We start from the raw sequence: 1,873 nt of genomic DNA, 5'->3' as shown, positions 1-1,873 counted from the left end.
GTAGTAGACCGGCGGCGGGGCCGAATAGACAGGCGCGGGTTCGTAGTACACGGGAGGGTTGACTACAGCGACGCCCGGGACGCCGACGCCTATGGACCAGTTCACGTCGGCGCTGGCCGATGCAGTAGCGAAGAGGGCACCGGCTGCCACTGCGCCGAAGGCAGCCCATTTGACAAACGCAGAAGACTTGAGGGTCATGGTGAATCATCCGGGGCGAGCGAAACCGCCCATTCACCACTCAACGCTCGACCTCCGAAGTGCGCGCACCTTTTACGGCGAATACGGTTGCTAAACGTATCGGCTACGGCTCATTGGGGCCGGTGCTCACAGGAGGGCTTGGCGCAGGCGCCAAAGAGCGTCAGCGATTGATCCTTGATGCGATAGCCGCGCTCGGCCGCAATAGCCGCATGCCGGCGCTCGAGAGCATCGTCGTGAAATTCCTCAATGCGTCCACAGTCGAGGCAAAGGAGATGGGCATGACGATGTCCGTCGTCGAGTTCGTAGACGGCTTTTCCGGACTTGAAGTTGCTGCGTTTGATCAACCCGGGATGCTCGAACTGGGACAGCACGCGATAGATCGTGCTCATCCCGATGTCGCGATGCGTCTCGAGCAGCGATCGGTAGATGTCTTCGGCAGAGAGATGCTGGCCGGCATTTGCGAACCCGAGGAGGCCGGTGACGCACAGGGACGCTGTCAGCAGTCCGGCCAGACTGATGAGCACGCGCCCCCACCAGCCCAGCACACGGCCCGTATGGAGCGGGTATTGCCAGATGAGGAAGCGATCGGCGCCCGTTCCACTGTCATAGCCGCTGATGCTCTTGAGTTCGCCGGTCTGGTCGTCGATGAACAACTGCTCGTAGCGCAAGCGCAGCAGGCGTTCCCGCATGCCGTCCTCCTTGAAGGCCACACGGTCGACGCCGAGATGGGGAACATGGCTCGCGTACCAGGGCAGGAACGACCGAGCGGACGGCGGAAGATGGACCCGGGCGCGCTCCACAGCGGCCTGCAGTGCAAGGGCCGGTGCCGGCGCAGGAGAAGCCCGGCGCGGCAACGCCTGCAAGGGGTTCGGCGTGATCGGTGCAAACAGGCGAACGACAGGCCGGAACACTTCGTTGCCCAGGCTGAAGTAGACCCCCGAGACGGCCAACGTCACGGCCACCGGCAGGCTCCACAGCGCAACGGACCGATGCAGGTCGAAGTTCGTCCGAATCCATGATGCTCCGCGCTTGATCTGCCATGCCGGCTTCCAGCGCCGCCAGAAGCTCGGCGACGGCGCGCCTGCAGCCCCGCCACTGCGTGCCGGCCGGATCAGCCGGCGCGGCAAGCTGAGGTACGTGCTTTGCAGGCTCCACGACACTGTGACCACGGCATCGTGACTAGGACAATCTCAAGAACTGAGACTGTGCTTTCACTCAGAGGCTGTCGGCGCTGGCGGCGAGTGTCCATTTTCGCCACAGCAGGTGGTCGAGCGATAAGGCTCCGGCCCCTCGGCACAGGAGAACGAGCAGCATTGCGGCCCACTGGATGTGCGTCGGCCAAGCCTGGGGATAGACGAAGATCTCGATGACCGCGGTCATGCCCAGCAGCACGCCGGCGGCGGGTCGGGTCAACAGGCCCAACATGAGCAGCACCGGTGCGCTCAACTCGATGCTCACCGCAATGTAGGCCGCCGCTTCCGGCGGCAGCAACGGCAAGCGATATTCGTCCGTGAACAATGCCATCGCGGTGGCCCAGTTCGCGAGCTTGGTCATTCCGGAGTTCCAGAACACGGTCGCCACCGCGAGCCGCAACGGGACCGCGAGGACGGTGTAGGGCGTCGCCTCGAGCAGGTGGCGCAGCCGTGCGAGAAGAGGGGTCATCAGGTGTCTCCGG

Annotated in this window: 2 protein-coding genes and 1 pseudogene; all 3 read right to left on the bottom strand. The window is 64.1% G+C overall.

What is annotated here, in order from left to right; translation table 11 throughout:
* Window positions 1-198: pseudogene (locus tag AC1D2K_RS34045) on the bottom strand (hypothetical protein); the annotation flags it as partial.
* A 110-nt stretch (window positions 199-308) separates the two neighbouring features.
* Window positions 309-1,367, bottom strand: coding sequence for a transcriptional repressor (locus AC1D2K_RS34040; RefSeq protein ID WP_478094764.1), 1,059 nt, complete (start codon window positions 1,365-1,367; stop codon window positions 309-311).
* Between the two features lie 46 nt (window positions 1,368-1,413).
* The gene (locus tag AC1D2K_RS34035) at window positions 1,414-1,860 is read right to left on the bottom strand and encodes a DoxX family protein (RefSeq protein WP_478094762.1); all 447 of its coding nucleotides are present in this window, start codon (window positions 1,858-1,860) and stop codon (window positions 1,414-1,416) included.
* Between the last annotated feature and the right edge of the window lie 13 nt (window positions 1,861-1,873).

The sequence above is a fragment of the Variovorax sp. P1_H12_2 genome, assembly GCF_056405335.1.
Note: the sequence above shows the minus strand (reverse complement) of the source record. Positions and strands in the feature narration are given on the sequence as shown.

Coding starts and splice junctions, on each gene's coding strand:
- AC1D2K_RS34035 (WP_478094762.1), bottom strand. CDS start 1,860: ATGACCCCTCTTCTCGCACGGCTGCGCCACCTGCTCGAGGCGACGCCC.